This window comes from Vibrio kagoshimensis, assembly GCF_050337535.1.
Taxonomy (GTDB): Bacteria; Pseudomonadota; Gammaproteobacteria; order Enterobacterales; family Vibrionaceae; genus Vibrio; species Vibrio gallaecicus.
Genome location: NZ_JAKJSZ010000018.1, coordinates 65453 through 87549 on the forward strand (window position 1 = coordinate 65453; position 22097 = coordinate 87549).

Genomic DNA, 22097 nt, shown 5'->3' on the forward strand with positions numbered 1-22097 from the left:
AGATACCTTGTAGGAGATTAAAATGAAAAAGATAGCCGTTTTTGGTAAACCAGGCAGTGGAAAATCGACAATAAGCAAGGCTCTTACAATAGCGACTGATATTCCTCTTCACCAGTTGGACTCTATTGTTTATAACGTTGACGGTACGCTTGTGGATAGACAGGTATACGATGATGCGCATAATAATATATTGAGTTCAGAACGCTGGATTATTGATGGGTTTGGTCCTATCGGCTCATTTTATAAACGCTTAGAAGAAGCGGACACTTTGATTTATATCGATCTACCATATCCTGTTAGCTACTGGTTTGTTACAAAGCGATGCCTTAAAGGAGTGTTTATCAAACCGGAAGGTTGGCCTGATGGAAGCTCGGTTTTGAAAGGCACTTTAGAGAGTTATAAAACCTTAAAGATGTGCCCTAAATTTTGGAATGATCAGTTTATATCTAAACTAAAAGAAACCTCAGAGGGTAAGGATATTTACGTCATTAAAACAGTAAACGAATTGAACACTTTCGTTCGGGACCATGTGCAATAGCCTAGTTATTCATCTAATGACTGCTACCATGGGATCTCTTCGCCATTAAAGCTGAAAAACTTTCCTGTATCAGACGCGTCTTTATCATCTAATAATTCGAGTAACTGACGTGCGACATATTCGGCGCTAAACAGTTTTCCAGGTTTAACGTTTCGTTGAAATGGTTTGGAAAGCTCTGTGTCAGTAGTTCCAGGGTGAAAGGATAAAACGCAGCAATGCTGGGATTTATATTTCCACTCAATACTGATGGTCTTAATCGCCATATTCAGTGCGGCTTTAGAGCAACGGTAGCTTATCCACCCTCCAATATTATTGTCTTCGATACTGCCAATCCTTGCAGATAAAGAAACGAAAAAGGTGTTGCGCTTCGATTTTAGGTGCTTAATAAAATACTTGCTAAGTAGAATCGTAGGCACCACATTTGCGTCAAGATTGTGGTGGAAAAATTCAGGATTAAATTCGCTTACCGATTTCTCGGGCTTTTTATTTGCGGTATGCAAACTACCAATGGCATTGATTAACAAATCAAGGTCGGTGATTTGGTTGGCTAATTCGAGAATATCTGATTCAGATGATGCATCTACCCGAAACCATTTTATATTATCGTTTGTAATTTGAGGCTCGCTCGAGTGGTAGGTCGCATAAATTTGACTATTAGGCTTGCTAGCCAATACCTGCTTGATAAGAGCTTGCCCAATTCCTCCAGAACCGCCAACAACAAGAATTTTCAAAGTCCGTCACCTATTTTTCAGCCTAAGTTTATGATGTAGTACGGCTGTAATTGATAAGGCGATCTCTTTACTTTGATAAAAGCTAAGATAAAATGCTCATCATTCAATCACCCGAAATGGCAACATTTCACAAAGAAGAAAAGGAGGAACTTATGATTTTGTGGTGCTTTAGCTACCCACGCCTATTTGGTATTAACGTTCGCTCAAGAGTTACTGATATCGCGTTGCGGTAATCTCGACTTGAGCGAATAATTAATTTAGACGGATACCGTCACTCAAGCTCGAAGAATTATTGTCAACACTGACAACGGCGTCTTGCGCCCAAAATTCTTGAGAATATTATGAGTACATTTTTAACTGCACAATCCCTGACACTTTCACACACTTCTACCCCTCTATTTAAAGAGCTGACTTTTACTGTAAACCGTGGCGATAAGATTGGTCTTATTGGACATAATGGTTGTGGAAAGAGTTCACTACTTAAACTACTTGATAAGCAAAATGAGCCTAGTGAAGGCTATATTTCTACGGCTAAACATTGCTTGATGAGTTACGTTGAGCAGCATATCCCTAATGAAATACAGTCAAAAACGGTCTTAGCTGCGTTAGCTGAAACTCTAACCGAAGATGAATACTGGCGAGCTGAACTTCTTTTAACAGAGTTAGGCTTTGCGGTTTCAGATTGGCAGATGCCGGTTTCCAATTGTAGTGGTGGCCAGCAAGTTAGGCTTTTATTGGCAAGAGCGATTATAAACGAGCCAGATTTATTATTGCTTGATGAACCTAGTAACCACTTAGACTTACCTTCACTTATGTGGTTAGAACAATTCTTATCACAATGGAAAGGCTCTTTTGTACTGGTTTCTCATGACCAAATGTTACTCGATTCAGTAACCAATACGACCTGGATCATGCGAGATAAATCACTTCATCATTTTGCTTTACCTTGCTCGCAAGCAAGAGAAAAATTGAGACAAAAAGATGAACAAGATAAGGCTCGTCGTTCAAACGAACAAAAAGAAATCGATCGTATAGAGAAAAGTGCCAAAAGGTTAGCGAATTGGGGGCATGTTTACGATAACGAGGATTTAGCTCGCAAAGCTAAAACCATGTTTGCTCGAAAAGAGCGTTTGGAAGAGGAACAAACAGAATTAACAGAAGGCGTTCCGTGGCGATTGAATCTTCAAGGGGATGCTTTACCAGCGAACCGCTTAGTGGAAATTGCTCCATTTTCAGTTAAACCGCCACAAAGCCAATCTGTATTGTTTGATATGGCAGAAATGCGCATCAAAAGTGGCGATAGAATTGCAGTTCTAGGGAGTAACGGTTGTGGAAAATCGACATTACTGAATCTGTTATACAGGCTGTATCTTTTAAAAGAAGATGATGAAGCGAGCCTAGAAAATTATGCGGAGCCAGTGACTTTTCATGACCGCTGCCATTTAGGTTATTACGATCAATCACTGAAACAACTTGATGATCAAGATACTCTGACAGATGCCTTGGGCCAGTTTGCTTCCATAAGCAATGAGCAAACTAAGAGGGCGCTCATTAGTGCTGGATTCAAGTTTTCTAGACATGAGCAGAAAGTCGAGTCCCTAAGTGGTGGAGAAAGGGCACGTCTTCTATTTGTTGGTTTAACACTAGCAAGATATCACTTAGTGTTTTTAGATGAACCGACTAACCACTTGGATATGGAAGGGAAAGAGGAGCTTATTGAAACGCTCAATGAGTTTAAAGGGGCAACTGTGTTAGTCAGTCATGATCGCAGCTTGATAGAGCAAAGCTGTAATCGATTTTGGTTTATTCAAAACGGAAGCTTAACCGAATTCTCAACAGCTGAAGAGATATATCTAAAAATTTCGGAAAGCTCCGAATCTCCTCAATCTTATGACAATCCAGAAATACTAGTAGGTTCAGTTGGGCAATCTAGTGGTAACAATTGGAAAAATCTGCATTCGGATGTAGAAATTTCAAATAGTGATATATCAGCTGAAGAGTTATCAAAGGAAGAGCAACTTTTGGAACGTTTGATTGTTTTAGAATCATTGCTCACGGATGACCTTCAAAGAAAGCCTAAACATCAAAAGCCAAGTTTACAAAATCAATGGCGTGATGAAATGACTGAGATTAATAGGCAACTTTAGTACGAGAAATACGAAGTGTGTTTCTCCATTAAGATCTTAGAAGAGAGTCGATAATTTAGTTATTGCGGTTCTAACTTATGGGGTGCTCATTAGATTAATCTGAGCATCCCATACATGAACATTCACTCCATGCGTTAAGCTCTGCCTTTAAATGGGTTGTTTGACAGTAGCTCGTTTACCTAGCCAGTACCCAATACCTAAAGGAGCAAAGAAAACGATAATAATGAACAAGATAAAGTAAATGAGCACGCCTCTGATCAGATCCATTAATTTATCAATGGCAAGTACAACGACATCTTGAGAGACGCGATCCAAATCTTGAGTAAATTGCGCTCGTTCTTTTGAAACAATATCTGCAATTTCTATCCGCTCACTTGCAATCATTTTAATCAGAGCTTCGCGTTCACGAGTCACCATTTCCTCTAATGCAATACGCTCCAAAGTTAGCTTGTCTAATTTTTGGTCCGTTTTAACACTCAAATCATTGATTAATGGCTGCATTTCAGCCGACATGATCTCGGCTAGGTTCTGCATATATTCAGGATTGTTTTCAATGAAATCTTGAAGCGATGAAGATGTATCGCGTAAATTAGCTAACGTTAGTGACAAGTCTTCACCTGTAATGCTGCTATTAAGAGCAACGAGTTCTGCCTTCCATGAGATCAACTTAGGTGTTTGCTCTGCCATTAGGCTTAAACGGTCAGATGCATCCCCCATCGCTTCAGGCATTGTTCCCAAAGTTTGAACAGCATCGGTTTCGCTTTTACCTGTGTAAGCTAACCAATCACGGTAAGCTGGTACGCGCTTAAATGAAATGTCTCTAAATGGATTGTCTTCTACAAACTGTTCGACAAATGTCGCACTCAGCTTGAAGTCATTACTTGTCAATATGGATTTAGCCAATGATTTAGCTTGTTTACTAAGGGATATAGAGGCTTCTTTTATATCCTCACTTTTAAACAAATCTTTTCCAGAACCCGCTACATAGAAGCGTTCCATCTGTGCTGCAAATACCCAAGTATCAATTAATGCTGCAATGGGGGAAGTTTGGTACGCCGCAGCTTGTAAGCCTTGTTCAGAATGTATTTTCCATAACAGAACATAAGATTGATGAAGGGTGTCAGAACCTGAATATAACTGTGCGGTTTGATCCGCTGCATTCTCAACTTGAGTGAAAAAAGACTTTGTGTATTCACGAGTCATAATTCGGGCGTTGAGCTGTTGTTCAGTTAAAGGTGTAGTTTGACTATCAAGCTTGATTTCTAATAAGGAACAACCACTTAGAGCAATAGAGAATAGTACGAATACCATTCTATGGGAGAGACAACGAAACATAACAACCTCGAATGAAATAAAATCGCCCGGATTGTAAGGATGGATAGTCAGAGGAGTGTCAAAAGTTGATGGTTAAATGCGTTATGAAGGCTTTTATTTATGAAAGATAGCTAGCTTTATGAAGTATTCGAAAGCAAACAACCTATTTGGGGTTGTTTGCTTCATTTCAGTTAACTAATGAATGAAGTCATTAATATCAAAATCGAATTCAGATGGAGATATCGCCCTTACGATCGTTAAGTCACTTTTCGCGAGATCTTTGAATTCAATTTCTGTGAAATGCTTATGTTTAATTGAATAGAAGCTTTTCACAATGGGTTTTTTACTGTGTTTTTGGTTAGATTCCCAGACTATTGCTGCTCGCCCATTACTGAGCTCTACAAGTGACGCTACTGGGTACACGCCTAAACAGTTAATAAATTGGTAAACGAGGTTGCTATCTAGGTGATTAGGAGTCATCCCAAGAAGAATCTTGAAAGCTTCTTGAGGGCTCATACTTTTTTTGTACACTCGATCAGCCGTTAGTGCATCGAATATATCGACAATTGAACTCATACGACCATGTACCGGAAGTTGATCGCCAGCTAAGCCTTTAGGGTAGCCATTGCCATCCAATTTTTCATGATGCATCAAGCACACATCTCGGCTAATAACCGAAAGCCCCTTGATATTTTTGATTAAATCTAAAGCATAGGTTTGATGCATTTTCATATGCTCAAACTCTTCAGCTGTTAATTTAGCTGGTTTGTGTAGAACTTTGTCGTCGACTTTTACTTTACCGATATCATGAATAATACCGCCAATTGCAAACTGCTTCAGTTCGGCTTCTGAATAGCCTAAGTAGCGTGCAAAAGTGACAAGTAATGTCGAAACGCTAACAGAGTGTTCAAGCAAGTATTCATCTTTTGAACGAAGTGCAGACACCAAGCGAATCGCGTCTTTATCCGTTAGTGTGAAGCTAATAAGGTCATCAGCCCAAGCGTCAAATTCATCCACACTAAATGCTTGACCATCAAAAGCTTTGTTTATGACTTTACTGGCAATGCCTTTAGCTTCTTCTACCAACGAACGAGCGGCAGTTGTTCCTTTGACATTGTTTTTTCGTCTGTTTCGCAAGCTTTGAGTCGATTCTGCAATAGGTTTAGCTGGCTGGCTATCTTCTGTGGCGATAGTGGTCAGTGTAGAAAAATCAATTTTGCTGTCTGATAGACCTTCATCGACCCACACAAACTTTATATTATTTTTCAATAAGCTTTGAATGCCAGCTTCGCTTGATACACGTCCTGCATTCGTTAAGTTGATGCGGGTATTATTTTCTATACCTGTAACAAACATCCCAATCGAAATTTCAGATATTTGAACTTTAATAGAGCTTTCAGGTGAGTGCTTATGCATATTATTGGTTGACCATACTAAGACTACAAAATATTAACTTAATTCGGAGATTAAAGTCACCAAATAGGAATGTCACACCGCTATTAATGCGAGGCGATGAGCCAGGTGATTAATAACTATAATATTACTGACAGATATATTGATTATAACCTTTTATTCTCGTCACCAAAACTAGTGTTTAGAGCATAGGTGCTTGTTACATAAGTATAGACCTAGGATTCGTTTCCGTGAGAAATAACCATTTTAGGCTGTGAATCTTCAAGAAAAGACACTATTAATCAACATTTATTTAATCAATTGAAACATAGAAAGAGCTGATTCTTAGCTGCTAGCCGTAGCCTAAAACCAAATTGTATAGTGACTATTTTTAAATAGCTTTTTAGATAGCAGGGGAAGTGATGATAGAGGATAAAGCCATCAGAAAAGATTCTATTACGCTTAGGTGGTTTGGTAAAAAAGACGATGTATCTCAGGTAAAGCGATACACCGTCAAATTGTAAGACTTAAGATCTAAACTTTATTCGTTTTGATAGGTTCCACATTTTCGGAGTCAAATAGTTACTTTAGTAACAGAAGGCTCTTTAGAGTCAAAAACTTCTGCGACGGGTTCTAGTTGTGCTGATTGATTCTCCAACTTTTCAGGCTTGTAGCAGGTATGTATAGCTTGGCTACGTCCATTATCTTTAGCTTGGTATAAAGCCGTGTCAGCTGCTTTAACTAAATCCTGCGTTGAAGCGTTTAAGTCTGGATAAGTGGTTACTCCAATGGATACACCAAGCTGACCTAAAGATAACCCCTTCATATCTAAGTGCAGTTCACGAATTGATTTAACAATCAGGTTGGCAAGTTCCATAGATTCTTTATTGTCACAATCTGGGCTAAGTACCGCGAGCTCTTCGCCTCCTAAGCGACAGGCAACATGGTTTTCACCAATCACTCGTTTTAGAAGGTTAGACACTTCTTTTAGAACATAATCACCAGCATCATGACCAAAATTATCGTTGAAGCGTTTGAAGTGATCTAAGTCGAGCATTAATAATGAAAGAGGTTGGTTTAGCTGGCTCGATTTATTCCATTCAGTCTCAATTGCTTCTTCAAAATAACGGCGATTAAATAATCCTGTTAAAGGATCGCTTAGCGCTTGAGAACGCAGTTTTTCTTGTAAGCTTAAGTTTGCAAGCGCTAAACCTAGGTGTTCGGCAATGGTGAATGCCAGTTGTTTGGTTTCTTCATTGATAGATTCTGTTTGATGTCCAAAATATAAATGGAACATGCCAACAGTATTACCGTGAGCTGTTAAAGGTAGACAAAGTGTGACACCTGAATCTTCGCACTGACTCATGTGGTTACAAGGTAGGTGGTGGTGATCATCATGAGATAAATGGTGCTTACCTTTACGTAAAGCCCAGCAGTCATGTGGTGCATAAGTTAAGTTTGCCGGCCAAGAACCTCCCCAATCTAGTTTCACTTCTAGTTGGTTACGCGATTCACGCATAATTGAAACACAGCCATTAATATTACCTAGTATACGAGGAATGATATCAGCGACCACAGTTTGCGCCTCACTCACGTTATTACACGCTGCGAGCATATTGGCTAACCTGTGGAGCAGTTCAATTTCTTGAGTACTTTTTCTTATTCTATCTTCTTGTTTATCTCGCTCTTTATTGACTATGAGAAACACTTTTCGATTGCTGTACCAAGACGAAAACATAAGAACAATGAGGGAGCAGCCCATCAAAGCTGCAACTATGTATTGAAGATCTTTAGCCATGGCATAGAGAGTTGTCATTGGCATGGCAAGGCGCAAAACATAGATGGAGTCATGGTCATGAGCATCCATATGGAAATCAATTTTCTTAGCTACGTATAAAAGCTCTTGATTCAACGTTGGACTATAACGTTTTGATAATCCGGACTCACCAACAAGGGCAGCCATAACCTCATGCCTTTGACTGTGGTCATCAAGCTCGGAAAGCTCACGGAAGTTAAGCTGTGAGTCGCCAAGAACTTTTCCTGAGCTATGGATGACGGTGAAGCGACGCCCAAAATTGGCTTGGGATAAAGAACTTAGATATTCATCGATCTCAATGACCTCCATATCATATAGATCTAGGTGGTCTTGCTGCATTTGGTACGCCACATCATCCACTAAGCTGAACATGTAACCGCTGACTATCTTTGTTAACCAGTCATCCAATGTGCGGTTATAAAAATACCCACCCACAACCATAGAAATCGCCAGTGCCGCGATAGGGAAATATTGAAACTGACCAAATGATTTTTTCATTGTTTCTCCGTAAACAACTTGCTTTACTTTTCGAAAGGTAAAAGCCAAAACAGATTAACCCTTTAATATGTAGTGATTTGGGTTGCACTTACCTCATTAAAGTTTAGACATGTTGTACGAAATATTATGACTTCATGAGGGGTGCTTTTAATTTATGTGCACTCGGTTCAATAAGTGCCGAGTTTCAATCACGTGACAAAATTTAGACGCTGACAGCGAAAGTTGGTATTTGATAAAGAGAAAGAGCGTAAATAACTCGGAGATAGGGTAGAAAGGTGAAAGCAAAAAAATACCGCCAATGAGGCGGTACTTCTGAATAATTAAGCGCAGCACTTCTTATATTTTTTACCACTCCCACAGTTGCATGGGTCGTTTCGGTTTGGCATTTTTTCAAACGTAGTTGTTTTTGGTTTATTCAGAAGAATATCAAGCTCAAGTGTGTTTTCTTCCTGATCTGCGTCAACCGTAATTTCTGCGATAACAGAATGCTCAGAAACCAACAGCTCAAGTTCAGATTTACGTTCTTCAGATTGCACAGTAATTGAAATTGGTGCTTTGTCTGTTCCGGCTTTCACATCTCGGTTCACGTTATAACCTGCAAGTACGTGATTTTGCCTAGTTTCAATTCGGCCTTTAAAAAACAGTTTGGACATATTGGTCTCGCTAAGAATAGAACGGCGTAATAAGAGCGGGGGATTATACGCATCTATTGTAATTGATAAAGACATGCTTGTAATAATGTGCTCGTTTCCTTCCATCGGTTAACACTCAAACCCTGAGCGTAGCTTCTTTTAGATCGTTTAAAGCTAAATAAGTGGGTTTACGTTACCAAGATTAATGGATTTAAGCGGATACCACCCATGCATCATTTCTATCCAATAGTGTGATTTAATTCATAAAAATAATGAACCTCATACATGTTGCATTGAATTGATGGGATGATATTCATAGTTTTATAAATTAAAGAGAAATTGTATGCATATTATAGGTGGTTTTAAGGGAAAGCTTTTTGTTGCTGTAACCTTCTTACTGGCAGCTTCATTAGTGGTGTCTAACGTTCTATCTTATAAGCAGGTTTCAACATCGATTCATGACCGAGTCAATGAATATTCAATGCTTAAGATTGAAACGACGAGTGACACTATTGAAACTTGGTTGAATACGATTAAATCAGGATTAACAGCTAATGCACCTGATTTTGCGAATCAACACAATGACGAAACAATATTGTCGATGCTAAGACCCATCGCTAATACATCATTAGCGACTGATATTTTTGTAGGTTTTGAAGATGGTAGGGCGTACAGCAACGCAAGTGGTAAGCGTGATTTAGCGACATATGACCCTCGTGAACGAGGTTGGTACCAGTTAGCTAAGCAAAAAAGAGGAATGATTGTGACGGGTATTTATCAAGATGCCCTAACTAAAAAGTTATTAGTAAGCATTGCTGAACCTTTCTATTCTGCAGGTCAATTAAAAGGTGTACTACTGGCGGATATAGAGCTGGACTTGCTTGCTGATTTGGTTCAAAAAGCCCCTTTCCCTGGTGCCTTCATGGGTATCTACGATGACACGAGTTTGACGATTGCATCTAATGGTGAAGTGGATGTGCCGGGCGAGACTAAATTATACGATTTCGACAGCTTACGCCCGCTTACGGATATTCTGTTGTCTCAGCCATCAGGAAAGGCTGACTATAGCCTGAATGGTGTTGAGAAGGTCGCATTCTTTAAAACTATCAATGTAGATGAAAACAACGGCTGGCATTTGATGGTTGGGGTTGATAAGTCAGTGGCATACGCAGGAGTAGATGCTGCTTTAGAAGAGTCGTTGTATACCTCGGCGCTATTACTTGTTAGCTCGTTTTTGCTGTTTTTTATTATTTTTAATATTACTTACCGACCAATCTTAGCGTTGAAAAGTACAGTGGTGGATCTGTCTAAAGGTAATGGTGATCTGACTCGTCGATTAGAGGTAAATACTAATGATGATTTAGGGGAGATAGCGCAGGCTGTGAATACCTTTATCGGGAATTTGCAAGTAATGATGTTAGATGTTTCTAAATCTTCGAAACAGATTTCTAATAATATTGAGCAGTTAACAAATCAGACTTTGAGTAATGACCAAGTATTATCATCGCATGTAATGGAAACGACTCAGGTAGTGACCGCGATTAATGAAATGAATTCAACGGCTGAAAGTGTTGCTCAAAGTGCTTCTCAGACGGCTGGGTTCACTCAATCGACAAATGATGAAGCGGCGCAATCTAAACTTGTTGTGGCGAACTCAGTGACAAGTGTGGCTGATTTAATCACAGAAGTTGAGACAATGGCTGCTAGCATTCAATCAATGAACCAAGATTCGCAAAAAATTAGCTCAGTTTTGAGTGTTATTGGTGAAATCGCTGACCAAACGAATTTATTAGCGCTTAATGCTGCGATAGAAGCTGCACGAGCTGGAGAGCAAGGAAGAGGTTTTGCCGTTGTTGCGGATGAAGTTCGAGCTCTAGCGGCAAGAACTCAGCACAGTACGTCTGAAATTAATAACATGCTTGCTGATCTAAACGAAGGGACAAAAACAGTCGTTAAAGCGATGGATGAAACTAAATCACGTTGTGAGCAAACAGCAGAAGCGACCAAGAATGTGAATGTTAGCTTAGATGTCATGGTTAGTTCGATTACCCATATCAATGATTTGGGCTTGGAAATAGCTACGGCTGCTGAGGAGCAAAGCGCAGTGACTGATGAAGTTAGTCGTAATATGGCAACGATCCAAAGTATGGTGAATGAATTAACCAATAATAGTACTCAAACTATGGAAAGTACCCAGAATCTAACGCAAAGTAACAAGCAGCTATCGGTACTTGTAGAGCAATTTAAGCTGCAATAGTTTCGATGCGATTCTCCTATATTACTTAGCAAATAAATTTCTAAGTAAGAAAAACGTCCAGTAATTAAATTGGTCAGTGGCTTAGGTCACTGGCCTTCTTTTAATGGTTTGTAGGAAATTGGTTATCTTATTCGGTCAATAAAAATGAATGCGTGAGTCAGGCTCGTTGAATCTACTTTTTAACGAACACCTCATGCCAAGTTGTGGTTTTCTGCATCTTCTATACTGAGTTTGTTTTTCAAATATGAGGGATTAAAAATAGAGTATTTCAACAATGAAATTGCCTATTGCTTAAGGAGAAGGAGTGTAGCGAGATTGACCTAATGAAGTTCAAAATACTTAGAGTACGAATAAATACAGTGGAAGTTTATTTACAGTAGCTTGGGTGGTTTTTCATCTATTTGGATGGTTTTTATACATAGATATCGTTTGCATAATAAAGTCGTCTTGATGGGGGGATTATCCTTAATAGGTAAATAATATTTTCTACTGGAAATTAATATCGATGCTGATATTATGACGCCCCTCACACACTACGTGAGCGTTTTATGCTAACTGATGCATGCCAAATTGGCGAAGAAATACCTGAAAAAAACAAAGCTTCAAACCGTCTTCTAGACATCAAACTTGTCCCAGCACTGACTATTGGTTTTATTAGCCTTTTCTTGCTTGCGGCGATCATTGATCTTCCTCGTTTTACGACCCTAATTCAAAGCTTATTTTCAATTGCCGCTGAACAGTTCGGATACTTTTGGCAGTGGTTGATGGTGGCTAATTTTGCCGTGGCACTTTGTGTCGCAGCCTCCCGTTATGGCAAAACCCGTATGGGAACCCAATCAAAACCAACCATTGGCACTTTTCGCTGGCTAGCGATGATAATGTGTACCTTACTTGCTGGTGGTGGCGTGTTCTGGTCAGCTGCCGAACCTATTTACCACTTTATTACTCCTTCGCCTAGCTTTGGTGATGTTGCAGGTTCAACGGCAGAGGCCGTAGTACCCGCTCTCAGCCAAAGCTTTTTACACTGGGGTTTTCTAGCTTGGTCTGTTTTGGGTACGTTGGCGACTATCGTTTTAATGTATGCACACCATAACCATGGCATTAAGCTACGCCCAAGAGCGTTGTTATTCCCATTGGTTGGTGATCGTTTAGAAAATCACTGGCTAGGGGCAATGATTGATGCATGTTCAATTATTGCAGTCGCGGCAGGTACTATCGGACCAATTGGCTTCTTAGCTTCTCAAATGGGATACAGTTTAGAAGTGCTGACCGGGCTGAAGAATGATATGAACTCGCAGCTCATGATTTTGGCGGTAGTGGTTTCTATTTGTGCAATTTCAGCAGCGTCAGGCATGGATAAAGGTCTACAGTGGTTAAGTCGTCTAAACGTGATTGGTGCATTTGCATTGCTTGTTGCGATTTTGATTCTGGGTCCGACTACTTTTATCTTTGAACAATTTGGTTTAGCTTTCGCAAGCTACCTACAAGATATGCCTAACATGAGTGTAACGAGCAGTAATGCCGGTTGGAACTTGTGGTGGACTTGGTTCTTCTGGGGTTGGTTCATCGGCTTTGCTCCAATGATGGCAATTTTTATTGCACGTATCTCTGAAGGTCGAACTATCCGCGAGCTGATTTTAGCAGTAGCGGTTGGCGCTCCAATAGTAACGAACTTTTGGTTCTCAGTGCTTGGCGGAACCGGCATATTCTTAGAGCTTGAATCCCCTGGAATCATCTCTGGCGCACTTGCTGATGGTGGTTTGCCCGCAGTATTACTGGCTTCATTACAGCAACTGCCTTTTAGCGAAATTTTACTTCCTGCGTTTCTAGTACTTACAACAACCTTCGTTGTAACAACGGGTGACTCAATGGCGTATTCTATTGCTATGGTGGTATCTGGTGATAACGAACCAGATCGCAAGCAACGTCTTTTCTGGGCTGTGATTATGGGCTGTGTAGCGGGTGTGCTTTTAGTAGCCGGTGATGGTGGCTTAAATGCATTACAATCATTCATCGTAATTACAGCTGTGCCTGTTTCTTTGATTATCGCAGTGACCTTATTAACAGGTCCTATAGCGGCAGTTAAGATGGCAAAAGCACAAGCTCAACGACAGGTAGCAACAGCTTAAGTTAGCCCTGTTCATGAAATAAGCTAAAAATTAGTGATATTTCGGCCGAGCTAAAAACTTAACCACTGAATGGAAATGATGTACACGAAATGTGTATTATCACTCTTCATTTGGTGGTTTTTTAATGGGAGAAACCATGACAAGCTCTATTAAACAGCAAATTGGAAACATCACTTTAGTCGTCGATAGCTATGATGACGCTATCGCTTTTTATACTAAAAAGCTTCAGTTTGAATTAGTGGAAGATACTGACTTAGGTGGCGGAAAACGTTGGGTGCAAGTTTCACCACCGAACGGTAATGGAACAAACTTGTTATTGGCTCAAGCGAGTACTGATGAGCAAAATGCTGCAGTTGGTAATCAAACTGGTGGGCGAGTGTTCTTATTCTTGCAAACCAATGATTTTTGGCGAGACTACAATGACATGAAATCTAAAGGTGTCATTTTCAATGAAGAGCCAAGAGTAGAAGAATACGGAACGGTAGTCGTGTTTCAAGATTTGTATGGTAATAAGTGGGACCTGCTTCAGCTGAATAGATCAAATTAGGTTTGTGCATACCGTTTCGGTGAAGTTAATCATCTACAGATAGCAGTCTGAACCGCTTTCGACTACTATAAGGCAATTGAGTATTATGTAGTTTAATATGAGCATAGAAGTTAAGAATATTACCGAACCTGAAGTGACTTGTGGAAACTGCCAAGCTTGCTGTTGTCGTTTAGAAGTGATGATCATTACTGATACAGGTGTACCGGAAGAACACATCGCATTTGATGAGTGGGGCGGGGAAACCATGCTTCGACTTGATGATGGTTGGTGCTCGGCATTAGATCGTGAAACATTAATGTGTACTATTTACGAAAACCGCCCTTGGATTTGTCGAGAATTCGAAATGGGTTCCTATGAGTGCGTTGTTGAACGTACTGAGAATATGTAATCGAGCTTTTTAGAGTTCGTTTAAGCATTTCATAGCCAACGTATCATACTCTAACGTTGTTCTACTCGGCTTGATTGAATTCTACTTAGTCTAGTCCTCTAATCTGTTTTATCTCGTTGCTTGCTATCCCTAAAGATTCTAAAAACTCTTGGTGAGCATCGGGTTCCATTCGTTCAAATTGTTTATGCCAATTTGCCATGTCTTCTTCATTCATTCCCGAAGATCTCATTATCTGAACCCAACGTTCTTTCGTTACGCTCGTATGCTTAGCTAATTCTGGCTGCCCTAATAACATCACAATGGCTTTTTGTTGTTGTCTGAGCCGCTGCACTTCTTGTTCAAGAGATTGAAATTGCTCTTGCAGTATGGATTCCTGAGTTTTTTCATCCTTACTTGTGAGTAGGGGAGCGATATCATTGATAGGCACACCAAAAGATCGGTAAGCAATTATGGAATCAAGAATTTGTGACTCTTTATCGCCATACCAGCGGTAGCCATTTTCAGAACGATATGATGGTGTCAGCAGCCCAGCTTTTTCATAATACAAAATGGTTGTTCGAGAAACTTGATGCTTTTTAGCAAGTTGCGTCACAGTGAGCATATTAACCTTATTAATATATTTATAAGTAGATGCTAGTTATAAGCGATGATACTAGAAATGGAAAAATGCTTACTGATTATCACTAATCGGTAGTGGTGCTTCTTTGAATGATGAAAATTTTGAACTGGCGAAGTTGAGCGAAGCAGAATGAAACTTTCATAAAAATAAGCAAGTTAGCAAATAAATAGGATACTAAAGCCTATATTAATCAAAGATTGAACAAAATATCTAATCTTGTTGTGTAATTTTTTTCTTTGTTATCGGTTCATATAGAGAATAGTCGACGAAGGAACATCAACATGAATAGAGCAAACAAACTGAAATGTAGCTTACTAGGTTTAGCTATTACACCTTTCATGGTTGTAGCTGATGAGCAATATTACGATTATGGATTTATCGGGCTAAGTGGTTCATATGGTGAGTCTGTTTTTTCTGCTGAAGATGAAGCGAGCATTAGCCCTGAGCCCAATCTTTTTTACAACGGTAAGTATGGCTTTGTAGATGGCAGCTTAGTGAATGTATCAGTGTTGCCTTATGTGGGCATTTCTGGACAGTGGCGGTTTGCAGAGGTGTCTGATGATTTTGAAGATATCCCGACAGGAATACAAGATAGAGATGGCAGCGGGGAACTTGGATTTACCGTTGGTACGGTTGGCGCAAGAATCACATTTTTACATGATGTCTCTAGTGTGCATGATGGTTATGAAGTGCAAGCGCATCTAGGTAGAAGCTTCGATACACCAATCCAAAATTTGACTTTAACACCTTATGTTGAAGTGGATTACCGTGATAAAAAGCTATCTCAGCACTTGTATAACATCTCTGCGGCGGAATCTGCCGCTTCTGGGCTCAGTGCTCATAATTCAGGTTCTTCATGGGTGTATCAAGGTGGTTTGATTGGGATTTATACCTTTGCACCTAAATGGCTTGCATTAGCTAAGTTTGAGCTAGAGTCGCATGATTCTGACAGCCCTTTAGTTCAGCGTGATCTTGGTTGGGCAATGAGCTTAGGCGTGGCTTATAAGTTTACGGATTAACTCCGGAGTATATGTGTTGAATGAGTTGGTTGCACGAGACATGAGTCGTGCGATTTAGCTGGCTCCCGCTGATATAAAAGATGGAAGGGCAGTTTACTGATAAGAAGTAAACTGCCCTTTATGGCTTATGGCTTATGGCTTATGGCTTATGGCTTATGGCTTATGGCTTATGGCTCATAGCTCAAAACGAAAAAGTGATTAGAACTTCGCGGCTACTTCAAATTCCATCGCTTCACCCGTTGATGGGTGGGTAAACTTTAAATATCCAGCATGCAGATATAAGCGATCACGCTTAAAACCATACAAATCATCGCCAGTAATCGGCAGACCTAAGCCATTTACATGGGCGCAATGGACTCGCAATTGGTGGGTTCGCCCCGTTTTCGGGTAAAGGTGCACTTTTGTTGTTGGAGGCATTGATGTGTTTGTTGCATTATTTCTAGCAACCACTTCCCATTTTGTTTCCGCGGTGCGTCCGTGCTGGTGGCAAACGAGTTGTCTTGGTCTGTCTGTCATATCACCGCGCAGAGGTAAATTAATCGTGCCAGAATCATTTTCAATTAACCCATCAATAAGAGCGGTGTAACGCTTTTCTACCGTGCGGTCGATAAACTGCTTCTGTATATGTTTATTTGCTTCAGCAGTCAGAGCCAATACAAGTAAGCCTGAAGTTGACATATCTAGCCTATGAACAATCAAAGGTCCCGTTGCTTTTGGGTAAAGAGCTTTAACGCGAGTATAGATAGAATCTTCAATAAACTTACCCGGCACTGAAAGGAATTCCTCGGGTTTATTGACGACAATAAAATCTGTATCTTCATAGATGATATCAAAGGTTTTCCCTACGGATGGCGTCACTATAAGTGGGTTTTCATCCAACTCTACTCCTTCAAGCATATGTTCCAGTATTTCAAAGCACTTACTTTGGCACACAGGGTACAGGTTTTTGTGCTGTCTCACTTCCGCCTGCGGTGGTGTACCCCACCAAAACTCAGTTAATGCAACTGGTGTGAGGTTATGTTGAAAGGCGTAATTTAGTAATTTGGGGAAACAGCAGTCTCCGGTGCCAGGAATAGCAGTTTGTCCGTTAAGTGATCGTTCATTAGGTGATTGCTCATCTAGTATTTGCCTACTGAGTAACTTATCGAGGGACTTTATATGACCATCTTGATTATGGAACTGGTAGTTTGCTAATCGAGCATGCTCTAATGATTGCTCCAATTTCTCTCTTGCCTCCTCAATAGAGCTGATAGCAAGTTTTTGATCTTCTAACTGAGTTTTAGCATGCTCGATTTGATCGTTAAGCTGCGTTTTTAGCGATTTTAATTCACGCTTCTCTTGGCTACTTTGAATGCCTAATTGTCTAATGAGATCGGCAAGTTCTGGTTCTGAGAGGTCCTGCTCAGCCTGTTTTCGAGTCGCTTTTCTAAGGGTTTTACTTTCAGATATTTGCTGCTGTTTTTGTTTTAATGCGAGTTCAGCTTGAACTTGGGTTGCTTTCAGTTGGTCGACGAGCTGTGCAAGAAGCCCCTGCTTCTCTAGGTTATCGATTTGTTCCGTTAACTTCACCAAGCTTTCAAAATGACGTTGATGTTCTTGTTGAAACTTTATTGCATCAAAAATGGCAGGAACAAATGGTATGTCATTTAATAGGTCACTTAGCTGAGGCTGTAAATCTAACCCTGAAAACGCAGAGAGATAACCTAATTCACCTTGTGTATTACGAACAACTAACACAGCGTATAAATTACCAATAGCACTGTCATCTACGCTGATCGCAGTAAGACGGTCCTGCAACAGAGATGCTGCAATATCGGCAATAGGGTGGGGGGTATAGTAATAAGGAAAAGTGAAACGCTTGGGCAACGTGAAGTGACTGCTTAAAGGCAGAGGAATAAAGCAGTTCATTGGTTTAGGCATCGACATTAAAAATAACTCAAATCGCGAAGTTAGCTAGAGCAGTATTGTTGACGAATTTGAAAGGAATGAGAAGCCAAAAATCTAGGTTCATGATAATTGGCTTCTGTTATTAATCGGCTTTTGTTAGCAAATGGATTCTTGTCCCTAACCTTATCCTGATGAGGAGCGAAATCTTAGTTAAACAAGATCTAGAGTCGAGACAAGAGCTTAAACGAGTTTAAGCAGAATGTTCTATCTCGATTGCATTCGCTTTATGATAAGTCGCATGCGACTGTATTTGCTTAGAGTACAGCTCAATATTTGGATAAAGGTGCACCGAACCATTGGCTTCTAGAATTTCGATAATGAATGACATCATGAAATCTGCGCCAGTTAATTGATCTGCCACTAAATATGTCTTCCCTTCAAGAGAGTCATTCACATATGACATCACTTTTGAGGTTTCAATATCAGCATAGTCATTAAGAAAGTTGGTTTCACAGCCATCTTTGAGTACAAATACTTTTAACAACAGAGGCAAAATGCCTGAGCTTTCTGCAAAGTGCAGCCATTGAGAATATTCCACATACTCTGATGTCCCGCGGTTTGGTGAAAATTTGCCCGCGCCATATTTATCAATTAAGTATTCTGTGATTGCCCCTGATTCCGTAATAACAACGCCGTTGTCTTCAATTACGGGGGATTTACCCAATGGGTGTACTGCTTTTAGTTCTGGCGGCGCTAGAAACGTGACACTGTCTCTTTGGTAAGGTTTGATTTGGTAGTCAACGCCGAGTTCTTCCAAAAGCCAAATGATTCGTTTTGATCGCGATTTGTTCAGGTGGTGTAATGTAATCATGTGTTGTCTTCTTATATTCGTTAGCGACTAGAATTTACTTTGCTTCGTTGGTTTTAATTACAAGCTTTCCGAAGTTTTTACCTTCTAATAAACCCATGAAAGATTCAGGTGCATTTTCTAGCCCTTCAATCATGTGTTCACGATAATGAATTTTCCCTTGTGCAAGCCACTCAGTCATTTGGGTTGCAAATTCATTGTAGCGATGTGCGTAGTCATCAAAAATAATGAAGCCTTGCATCTTAATTCGTTTAATAAGTAGAGTTGCAACAAGGCTAGACATGCGATCAGGTCCTTCAGGTAATGATGTCGCATTGTATTGAGAGATAAGACCACAAACTGGAATGCGAGCGCCTGTATTTAATAAAGGCATTACAGCATCAAAGACTTTGCCACCGACATTTTCAAAGTACACATCTATGCCTTTATCACATGCCGCTTCTAGTTGTTGTGCGAAGTCATCTGCTTTGTGGTCGATACACTCATCAAACCCTAGAACTTCTTTAGCGTAACGACATTTTTCTTCACCACCAGCGACACCAATAACACGACAACCTTTTAGTTTGCCAATTTGACCAACCGTCGCTCCAACAGCTCCTGTTGCGGCAGCCACAACCAATGTATCACCTTGCTTTGGTTGACCAATATCTAGCAGACCCATGTAAGCGGTGAAACCAGGCATACCCATAATGCCAAGCGCGTATGACGGGTGAGAAGGTTGCTTACCTAGTTTGATAAGTCCTTCACCATCAGAAACACCGAAATCTTGCCAACCAGTGTAAGCGAGTACCCATTCTCCTGCTTCATAATCTGCATGCAGTGACTCTTCTACTTGGCAAACTGTCGCACCAACCATTACCTCATTAATAGCCACAGGGTCTGCGTAAGATTTTGCATCACTCATTCGCCCGCGCATGTATGGGTCTAGAGAAAGGTAAATACTGCGTAGTAACACTTCACCTGATTGAATACTTGGAGCAGTAATACTTTCTAACCGGAAGTTTGATTGGGTAGGTGCACCTTGTGGGCGAGATGCTAAAACGATTTGTCGGTTGGTTTGTTCAGTCATTGGATGTCCTATAAATTATAATTAGACCAGTCGTCTAGTGTTTATTCCTAAAAAATCCGCCAAGTATTTGTTTGTAAATAGCAGTGGCGGAATGTAGTCGCTGAAGTATGTTTATTATATTCAGCTTACTTTTATTAGATTGATTCGTGTAACAGCTTTTCTGTTGTGCGAAGAGCTAACTCTAAACTCTGCGTATTTTGGTTTAACTTGCTCAGTAAACTTGACCCTAACCATAAGGCATAGAGAGTTTGAGCTGTTTCCTGGCTATCTTTGACGCGTATTGAGCCATCTTGTACACCCGACTCGATGCACTCCTGAAGTGCAAAGGTGATCTTATCTGCACCTTGCAATAATGCTTGACGCATTGAATCGGATAGATCCGATACTTCAGCGCTTAACTTAACGACTAAACATTTGTGGGCGTTACATGTCCCAGAGTCAACTGTAAGCCATTGAGTAAAATAATGGTTAAGACGTTGGTAATGTGAGCCATCACCATGAATCAAAATAGATTCAATACGAGTCATATATTGCTCGAAGTAATCTAAGATCAGTGCTTCACCAAATTGTTCTTTGGATTTGAAGTAATGGTAAAAAGATCCTTTCGGTACCCCAGCTACTTTTAATAACTCGGATAACCCTACGCTAGTGAAGCCTTTGCTTACTATCAGTTGATATCCGACATCTAAAATATGCTGTCTTGTGTCGTTTGTTTTTTCGTTCATGGCGTTAAGATAAACCAAATTAGACCAGTCGTCTATAGGGGTGTCTTTATTTAATGGCAATAGAGATTCTCAATATTGAGAATGCGTGGCAGAAGATGATATACAAAAATCATATCATTTGATGTGTAGAGATAAAGGTTATAGTATCTCGGAAAATTTATAAGATTCTCATCATCAGGTTTACCTTTTGTCATAAAAGGGCTGCGCAGCGTCATCGCTGTAAGGATTTGCAGACGAACATGGAGACGATTATAAGCAATCTTCAATAACGAATAGTAGTAGGTGAGATGTTTCGCTTACTGGTTTTTATTTGCCTTTATTGAGGTCGTCTATGCTCCGTATTTCAACACCTACTCTATATACTGCTTCTCTAGCTAACCAGCTATTAACTCGTATTTCATCAGTATCGCGCCGCACCGCATCTCTCACAGCTCTACTAGTTTTGGCTCTACTTCCGCAAACTAGTGTTGCAAAGCAGAATAGTAATCTTTGGTTTGAGCCTGTAGATATTGCATTGCCTCGCCAAATGGATACGGGCTTATTAACAGACAACTTGCGTTATACCTTAATGCCAACTGATCACACTGGTGTGGCTGTTCAAGTCACCACTGCCGTTAATCCAAGCCAACCAATCATATTGAACTTTGGAACAGAGCAGCAAGCATTTGACTCAATGGATGAATTGAAAAACAAAATTGAACAAGTGTCTACGAATGATCAGGATGTTTCTTTAGTGATCGTCGGTGATTTTAGAACCGGTAAATTAAAACGCACACTGTATAAAACCTTCTCGGACAATAACGGTTATATCGAAATTGAACGTGAACATTCTCAGTCGATTGCTAATTCTTCTGCTCCTAACTTTGAAGAACTGACCATTAATGTTGTAAAGTCAGCGACTTCAATTTCAATGACAGTGCTTAGCCATGTTGATTTAGAAGACAGCAAAAAAGCGCAACGCGAAAAACTCACACGTGAAATTTCAAACAGATCTTTAACTCACCGTTTAGAGCAAGCTTATCAAGATAAGCAAATCATGTTTACCAGTGTTGATACTTCTGAAGTAGTTGTATTTGACGAGCAAATTATGACTACCACAATTGTAGAGTTAAACTCTGAAATGGATATCAACAATGCTTACTTAGTCATGCAAGAGGCTGTAGAAGATATCGTTAATATTGGTATTACTAGAAACGAATTTAAGCAAGAGCTTGTTAATATCCGTGTAGCTCTGAAAGAGGAGCTTGATCAAACTTTGCTTCAAACTGCGTCTGATATTTCATTGTCAGTGATCAACCAAGATGTGTACATCCAACCATCTGATAAGTTAATGTTTTTTGATTACCATATTGCGCACATGAGCGAAACCGATGTCAATGAAACACTTCATCAAGTGTGGGCTGAAGGCAGTTCTGTCCATGTATCAAAAGGTAATAATGAAGAGTTTGATTCTGCGCTGAACCTAAGCCTTTCTAAATAACAACTTGGTTGGTTTCATAAAGCCTAGGCAAATAAAAGCCC

Annotated in this window: 18 protein-coding genes; 8 read left to right on the forward strand and 10 right to left on the reverse strand. The window is 40.1% G+C overall.

The window, feature by feature from the left end:
• The first annotated feature begins 22 nt into the window (after positions 1–22).
• Positions 23–538 carry a P-loop NTPase family protein gene (locus L4C37_RS16875; RefSeq protein WP_273296122.1) on the forward strand — a complete coding sequence of 172 codons (516 nt, stop codon included), beginning with the start codon at positions 23–25 and terminating at the stop codon, positions 536–538.
• A 23-nt stretch (positions 539–561) separates the two neighbouring features.
• On the opposite strand, the gene L4C37_RS16880 is transcribed toward L4C37_RS16875, so the two are convergent.
• Positions 562–1269, reverse strand: coding sequence for an SDR family NAD(P)-dependent oxidoreductase (locus L4C37_RS16880; protein ID WP_372266431.1), 708 nt, complete (start codon positions 1267–1269; stop codon positions 562–564).
• 341 nt (positions 1270–1610) lie between these two features.
• On the opposite strand from L4C37_RS16880, the gene L4C37_RS16885 reads away from it, so the two are divergent.
• On the forward strand, positions 1611–3416 hold the full coding sequence (locus L4C37_RS16885; RefSeq protein ID WP_429769249.1) for an ABC-F family ATP-binding cassette domain-containing protein: 1806 nt from the start codon (positions 1611–1613) through the stop codon (positions 3414–3416).
• Between the two features lie 147 nt (positions 3417–3563).
• Here the strand turns inward: L4C37_RS16885 and L4C37_RS16890 are convergent, their stop codons facing one another.
• The 4 genes from L4C37_RS16890 to L4C37_RS16905 all read right to left on the reverse strand — a co-directional run bounded on the left by L4C37_RS16890 (position 3564) and on the right by L4C37_RS16905 (position 9089).
• Positions 3564–4751, reverse strand: coding sequence for a chemotaxis protein (locus L4C37_RS16890; RefSeq protein ID WP_429769250.1), 1188 nt, complete (start codon positions 4749–4751; stop codon positions 3564–3566).
• Between the two features lie 174 nt (positions 4752–4925).
• Positions 4926–6146: a cyclic di-GMP phosphodiesterase gene (locus tag L4C37_RS16895; RefSeq protein WP_273296125.1), complete on the reverse strand. Its 1221-nt coding sequence runs from the start codon at positions 6144–6146 to the stop codon at positions 4926–4928.
• A 550-nt stretch (positions 6147–6696) separates the two neighbouring features.
• Entirely contained in the window at positions 6697–8436 is a 1740-nt protein-coding gene (locus L4C37_RS16900; RefSeq protein ID WP_429769251.1) for a sensor domain-containing diguanylate cyclase, read from the reverse strand.
• Positions 8437–8756: 320 nt separating this feature from the next.
• Positions 8757–9089, reverse strand: a complete 333-nt coding sequence (locus tag L4C37_RS16905) for a PBPRA1643 family SWIM/SEC-C metal-binding motif protein (RefSeq protein ID WP_429769252.1) — start codon at positions 9087–9089, stop codon at positions 8757–8759.
• A 322-nt stretch (positions 9090–9411) separates the two neighbouring features.
• Here L4C37_RS16905 and L4C37_RS16910 point away from each other — a divergent pair, with 322 nt between their 5' ends.
• The 4 genes from L4C37_RS16910 (at position 9412) to L4C37_RS16925 (ending at position 14389) form a co-directional block, all read left to right on the forward strand.
• On the forward strand, positions 9412–11325 hold the full coding sequence (locus L4C37_RS16910; RefSeq protein WP_429769253.1) for a methyl-accepting chemotaxis protein: 1914 nt from the start codon (positions 9412–9414) through the stop codon (positions 11323–11325).
• Positions 11326–11873: 548 nt separating this feature from the next.
• Positions 11874–13454 carry a BCCT family transporter gene (locus L4C37_RS16915; RefSeq protein WP_137375278.1) on the forward strand — a complete coding sequence of 527 codons (1581 nt, stop codon included), beginning with the start codon at positions 11874–11876 and terminating at the stop codon, positions 13452–13454.
• A 136-nt stretch (positions 13455–13590) separates the two neighbouring features.
• A complete protein-coding gene (locus L4C37_RS16920; RefSeq protein ID WP_429769254.1) occupies positions 13591–14001 on the forward strand; it encodes a VOC family protein in 411 nt (136 codons plus the stop codon).
• A gap of 97 nt (positions 14002–14098) precedes the next feature.
• Positions 14099–14389: a YkgJ family cysteine cluster protein gene (locus L4C37_RS16925; RefSeq protein ID WP_429769255.1), complete on the forward strand. Its 291-nt coding sequence runs from the start codon at positions 14099–14101 to the stop codon at positions 14387–14389.
• 85 nt (positions 14390–14474) lie between these two features.
• Here L4C37_RS16925 and L4C37_RS16930 read toward each other — a convergent pair whose 3' ends face one another.
• A complete protein-coding gene (locus L4C37_RS16930) occupies positions 14475–14990 on the reverse strand; it encodes a MerR family transcriptional regulator (RefSeq protein WP_429769256.1) in 516 nt (171 codons plus the stop codon).
• Between the two features lie 299 nt (positions 14991–15289).
• Between L4C37_RS16930 and L4C37_RS16935 the strand changes: the two genes are divergently transcribed.
• Complete coding sequence (locus L4C37_RS16935) at positions 15290–16027, forward strand: MipA/OmpV family protein (protein WP_429769257.1); 738 nt, start codon at positions 15290–15292, stop codon at positions 16025–16027.
• Between the two features lie 198 nt (positions 16028–16225).
• On the opposite strand, the gene L4C37_RS16940 is transcribed toward L4C37_RS16935, so the two are convergent.
• From L4C37_RS16940 to L4C37_RS16955, 4 genes are all read right to left on the reverse strand, one after another.
• Positions 16226–17947 (reverse strand): RluA family pseudouridine synthase, encoded by a 1722-nt coding sequence (locus tag L4C37_RS16940; RefSeq protein ID WP_429769269.1) that lies wholly within the window; start codon positions 17945–17947, stop codon positions 16226–16228.
• 217 nt (positions 17948–18164) lie between these two features.
• The gene (locus L4C37_RS16945) at positions 18165–18785 is read right to left on the reverse strand and encodes a glutathione S-transferase family protein (RefSeq protein ID WP_429769258.1); all 621 of its coding nucleotides are present in this window, start codon (positions 18783–18785) and stop codon (positions 18165–18167) included.
• A gap of 34 nt (positions 18786–18819) precedes the next feature.
• Positions 18820–19851, reverse strand: a complete 1032-nt coding sequence (locus tag L4C37_RS16950; RefSeq protein WP_372266422.1) for an NADP-dependent oxidoreductase — start codon at positions 19849–19851, stop codon at positions 18820–18822.
• A 134-nt stretch (positions 19852–19985) separates the two neighbouring features.
• Positions 19986–20576, reverse strand: a complete 591-nt coding sequence (locus tag L4C37_RS16955) for a TetR/AcrR family transcriptional regulator (RefSeq protein ID WP_273293579.1) — start codon at positions 20574–20576, stop codon at positions 19986–19988.
• Between the two features lie 331 nt (positions 20577–20907).
• Here L4C37_RS16955 and L4C37_RS16960 point away from each other — a divergent pair, with 331 nt between their 5' ends.
• Positions 20908–22056: a hypothetical protein gene (locus tag L4C37_RS16960; RefSeq protein ID WP_429769259.1), complete on the forward strand. Its 1149-nt coding sequence runs from the start codon at positions 20908–20910 to the stop codon at positions 22054–22056.
• Positions 22057–22097: the final 41 nt, after the last annotated feature.

Coding starts and splice junctions, on each gene's coding strand:
- L4C37_RS16955 (WP_273293579.1), bottom strand. CDS start 20,576: ATGAACGAAAAAACAAACGACACAAGACAGCATATTTTAGATGTCGGA.
- L4C37_RS16890 (WP_429769250.1), bottom strand. CDS start 4,751: ATGTTTCGTTGTCTCTCCCATAGAATGGTATTCGTACTATTCTCTATT.
- L4C37_RS16900 (WP_429769251.1), bottom strand. CDS start 8,436: ATGAAAAAATCATTTGGTCAGTTTCAATATTTCCCTATCGCGGCACTG.
- L4C37_RS16960 (WP_429769259.1), top strand. CDS start 20,908: ATGCTCCGTATTTCAACACCTACTCTATATACTGCTTCTCTAGCTAAC.
- L4C37_RS16905 (WP_429769252.1), bottom strand. CDS start 9,089: ATGTCCAAACTGTTTTTTAAAGGCCGAATTGAAACTAGGCAAAATCAC.
- L4C37_RS16885 (WP_429769249.1), top strand. CDS start 1,611: ATGAGTACATTTTTAACTGCACAATCCCTGACACTTTCACACACTTCT.
- L4C37_RS16930 (WP_429769256.1), bottom strand. CDS start 14,990: ATGCTCACTGTGACGCAACTTGCTAAAAAGCATCAAGTTTCTCGAACA.
- L4C37_RS16925 (WP_429769255.1), top strand. CDS start 14,099: ATGAGCATAGAAGTTAAGAATATTACCGAACCTGAAGTGACTTGTGGA.
- L4C37_RS16940 (WP_429769269.1), bottom strand. CDS start 17,947: ATGCCTAAACCAATGAACTGCTTTATTCCTCTGCCTTTAAGCAGTCAC.
- L4C37_RS16945 (WP_429769258.1), bottom strand. CDS start 18,785: ATGATTACATTACACCACCTGAACAAATCGCGATCAAAACGAATCATT.
- L4C37_RS16920 (WP_429769254.1), top strand. CDS start 13,591: ATGACAAGCTCTATTAAACAGCAAATTGGAAACATCACTTTAGTCGTC.
- L4C37_RS16875 (WP_273296122.1), top strand. CDS start 23: ATGAAAAAGATAGCCGTTTTTGGTAAACCAGGCAGTGGAAAATCGACA.
- L4C37_RS16910 (WP_429769253.1), top strand. CDS start 9,412: ATGCATATTATAGGTGGTTTTAAGGGAAAGCTTTTTGTTGCTGTAACC.
- L4C37_RS16950 (WP_372266422.1), bottom strand. CDS start 19,851: ATGACTGAACAAACCAACCGACAAATCGTTTTAGCATCTCGCCCACAA.
- L4C37_RS16895 (WP_273296125.1), bottom strand. CDS start 6,146: ATGCATAAGCACTCACCTGAAAGCTCTATTAAAGTTCAAATATCTGAA.
- L4C37_RS16915 (WP_137375278.1), top strand. CDS start 11,874: ATGCTAACTGATGCATGCCAAATTGGCGAAGAAATACCTGAAAAAAAC.
- L4C37_RS16935 (WP_429769257.1), top strand. CDS start 15,290: ATGAATAGAGCAAACAAACTGAAATGTAGCTTACTAGGTTTAGCTATT.